The organism is Thermococcus sp. (genome assembly GCF_027008145.1).
Taxonomy (GTDB): domain Archaea; phylum Methanobacteriota_B; class Thermococci; order Thermococcales; family Thermococcaceae; genus Thermococcus.
In genome coordinates, this window is the sequence record NZ_JALTCZ010000002.1 from 1 (window position 1) to 3,737 (window position 3,737).

Genomic DNA, 3,737 nt, shown 5'->3' on the forward strand with positions numbered 1-3,737 from the left:
GCGCTATCGGTGGGTATTCTGGATTGGTAAGTCCACCGCTCCACGCCCTGACGCGCCTTGCCTTCAGCTTTGTGAAAGGTTTTAGAATGATGTACGTGCCCACCGCGAAGATAAAGACCAGGAGGGCCAGGTAGGTCGGGGAGATTCCACCGAAGCCCTTAGCAACAACCAAGAAACCCTCTTTTATCCCGAGCGCACCGCCGAGGAAGTCAGTTGCCTTCTGACCTGTTAAAGCTTCCATTGGGGCGTTTATGAGGCGGAAGAGAAGCCCCGGTATAATACCTACCGTAAAGAGGACCGCCACGGAGAAGGCATAGCCGATATCCTCCACTGAATAACCATTCTTTCCTCCCGCCCTCTGGATCCCCTGCGTTATTATCTTGCTCATCGCAACCCCGGCTATTCCCGCCGTCAAAGCCACGAGTGAACCCACGAGCATCATGAGAACCTTGAGCCCAGGGTCGGGTATCTTGAAGCTCTGGAGGAGGCTCTCTATGCCAAGCCACTCACCAAGGAATCCCGGGAATGGGGGAATCCCAGCGAGGCTTAACGCCGAGGCGTAGCCGGCTATGATGCCGAGCCTTGAAAGCCTGCCGTGGACGACCTCGGGGAACCTCCCGGTGCCGTTCTCCAGCCTCCCTGCCACGAGGAAGAGCAGGCCCTTTGATACGCTGTGGGCAAAGGCAAAGAAGAGCAGAGCTAAGAACGTGAACGAGGCCAAATCAACGTTGCCATGGTTCAGGGTGATTACCGTCCCTCCAAAGAGGGCCAGTAAAACACCGTCGTTCTCGACCGTGCTGTATCCGGGCAGTCTCTTGACATACTCGGTTCCAGCAGCGTAGGCCGCACCGAGGATCGCGGTCAGGCCCCCAAAGAGGAGGAAGAAGGCACCTACCCAGTCCGCTGGCCTTGCTATAAGGAGGAGCCTGACCATCCCGTAGAGGCCCATCAGAGTGAGGACGGCGCTCAGCTGAGCGGAGAGGTTGGCTGGGGCCTTGCCGTGAGCCTGCGGAAGCCATATGTGGAAGGGAAAGATCGCCATCTTGACCGAGAAGCCGAGGGTAGCTAAGAAGAAGGCGACGTTCCAGGCCGGTGAGGTCTTCCAGGCTGAAAAGTCCACCGAACCGTTTTGGATAGCTAAAAGGCCGAAGCCAGCTAAGATTAAGAGCGCACTAAGCTCACCGAAGGCAAGGAAGCTGTAAGCACCTCTTCCCTCCCTCTCCTTCGCGGTTATGCCGAGGTAGCTCGCTACCGTCATTACCTCCCAGCCGACGAGGAAGGTAACCGCGTCTTTGGCGAGTAAGATAACCATCATGCCCGCTATGGCGAGCGAGAAAGAGCCAGCCAGGAGTTTTGGATAGTGGTCGTAGTCCACGCTGAAGAATGAAGCGGTCAGCCAGACTATTCCCGAGATCAGCATGAAGTACCTGGCTGTTCCACCTATGCTTCCGGGCTGGAAGAGGAGGAAGTAGAGCAGGGCCGATGATAGGGCCACGTTAAGCCAGTAGGTGAGCTTCCTCGATGCTGGTGAGACGAGTGATGCCAGGGCAAAACCCAAGGTTATCAGATAGTAGGGGTTCATTCCACATCCCTCCCGGCCATCTTAAGGAGGCCCCGGATTATCTGAACCGGGTTCGGCGGACAGCCGGATACGTAACCGTCCACCGGGACAAAATCCTCGACCTTTCTCCCGCAGAGGGCACCGTTGGAGCAGGCGCCGAGGACGAGGACGCGCTTCGGTTCGGGCATCAACTCGTAGGCCTCCTTCAGAACTGGTATCATGCCGTCAGTCGGACAGCCCGCGACGAGGAGAACATCAGCGTGCTTCGGCGTGGGCGTGAAGAATATTCCGAGCCTGTGGACGTCGTAGTATGGACTGTGAAGCTGTGCAACTTCGCGGTTGCAGGCGTGGCAGGTTCCAACGTCGAGGAAGAGGACGTGGAGCGAGCGCCTGAAGTTGAGGGGATTTTTAACCTCATCAACGTCAAGCTTCCTTCCGAAGGGGGCGTTGCAGAGACGGCAGGAGATGCACTTCTTGGGGTCGAAGCTTCCGTTTTCAAGGGCACCGAAGGGGCACTCCTCGGGGGCTTTTAGGGGAAAGCTTGGCGAAAGCTCTTCCTCACTCACCTTTCTTGGATAATCGCTCGTTATGACGCCCTTTTTGAGTCCCCTGATCATCCACATCAGTCCTCACCCCCCTGCCAGAGGTCGGCATCGGCAAAGTTCAGGCCAAAGCTCTCTAAGCCAAACGGGAAGTCCGTGAAGATGTTCCCGGTTATTCCCTTTGCGAAGGCGATGTAGTTGATGCGGGAAGCGCCCCTGAGGCCTATCCACCTCAGCCTTTCGTTCTCAAGCTCCGCGAGAACTAGAACGTCCCCGTGAGACGCTTCAGCTAATCCAAGGTTCAGCCCGTCCTTCAGGGACGGGTCGGAGCTGACGCTTCTAACGTCCGAACCTTCAATGATCTCGAAGGACTTCTCAACCTCCTCGATCCTGACCATTAGCCTTGCCAGAGCATCTCCGTCCTCGTAAGTCACGGGTTCGTAGGAGTAAAACCTGTCGAAAGCCCTGACATCCCTTGGAACAGAGGAACCCCTCGCCGCTATGCCCACTGCATCAAGTTCGATGACATCTTCCCTTGTGAGTCTGCAGGTCGTGTGGAGGCGGTCTATGAATATCTTGCTCTCCAGCAGTTCATCGGTTAGCGAGTGGAACTCCGCCTTAATCCTCCCAAGTCTCTGAATGACCCCCGGTTCAAGAACCCTAACCTCACCGGGCAGGTTTGAGCCGAAGCCGTAGCGATGGCCGGTCAGCCTGCTGAATACCCTGAGGACGTCCTCCTCAAGGGCGTGGAAGTGCATGGTGGCGACCTTCTGGGATGCCGCTCCAGCCAGCTTATGTATCGCGTTGAAGTGGTTGTAGAGCCTCTCAAGTTCGAGGAGAGCCTTTCTAACCTCCCATACATCTTCATCTGGGTTGGCCTCGACCGCCTTCAGAAAGGCGTAGGTGTAGGCCATTGCAAAGTTCCCCGTTGCCCTCTCAAGGACAGCTATCGACTCCCCAATAGGACGGTCGAGCATCACCTTCTCCAGCCCGCGTCTCTTGTAGCCATAGACCGGCCTTATCGCTACTATCCTCTCGCCGTAGGTTAATATCTCGAAGGCCCCGGCCTGGCCAAGGCCACCTGCGGCCGGCCCAAAGGTCAGAGGAACCGCGTTCGTCCCTGGGGGTATCCTCATGTAAGGCCCGGTCTCGCCGATGAGGGCAGGCGCTATCATCCTGTCCGGGAGCGAGTCCGTGAACTCAAGCTCGGCCTCACCGCTTTCGTAGTCGAGCCAGACCGTCAGATACTTCCCGCCCTTCCTGAACACAGCGGAAAGAGCCTTCATACTACCAGACCTCCCGTAACTATAAGATACCACGCGTAGAGGCTTATCCCAAGGGCGGTTAAGGTCATAGCGAGCACTATGATCCCCTCTCCCGTGGGAACCTTCCGCTTCTCTCCTTCTCCAAAGGCCATCTTAGCTGAGTGCCAGTTCAAAGCCAGGAACGACAGTAGTAAGCCAGTCCCTATGAAGAGCGCCCACCAGTAGCTCCTCGACAGGGCAACGCCTATTATTCCGAGTTCCGCTATGAACGTCCCGAAAGGAGGGCTTCCAGTAACGGACAGGGCGGAGAGAACCAGTGAGAGGCCGCTCATGGGGTTCGAGTTCATTAGGCCCCTTATCCCTCCTATT

4 protein-coding genes are annotated in these 3,737 nt (G+C 56.9%); all 4 read right to left on the reverse strand.

The annotated features are described in order from the left end of the window. Positions 1-1,582 (reverse strand): proton-conducting transporter membrane subunit (locus MVD07_RS00115; RefSeq protein ID WP_297496955.1); only part of this gene is annotated, 1,582 nt, incomplete at its 3' end. Further along, positions 1,579-2,184: a hypothetical protein gene (locus tag MVD07_RS00120; protein ID WP_297496958.1), complete on the reverse strand. Its 606-nt coding sequence runs from the start codon at positions 2,182-2,184 to the stop codon at positions 1,579-1,581. The genes MVD07_RS00120 and MVD07_RS00115, both read right to left, overlap by 4 nt. Then, positions 2,184-3,389 carry a hypothetical protein gene (locus tag MVD07_RS00125; RefSeq protein WP_297496960.1) on the reverse strand — a complete coding sequence of 402 codons (1,206 nt, stop codon included), beginning with the start codon at positions 3,387-3,389 and terminating at the stop codon, positions 2,184-2,186. The genes MVD07_RS00120 and MVD07_RS00125 overlap by 1 nt, the downstream gene beginning before the upstream one ends. Further along, positions 3,386-3,737 (reverse strand): proton-conducting transporter membrane subunit (locus MVD07_RS00130; protein ID WP_297496964.1); only part of this gene is annotated, 352 nt, incomplete at its 5' end. The genes MVD07_RS00125 and MVD07_RS00130, both read right to left, overlap by 4 nt.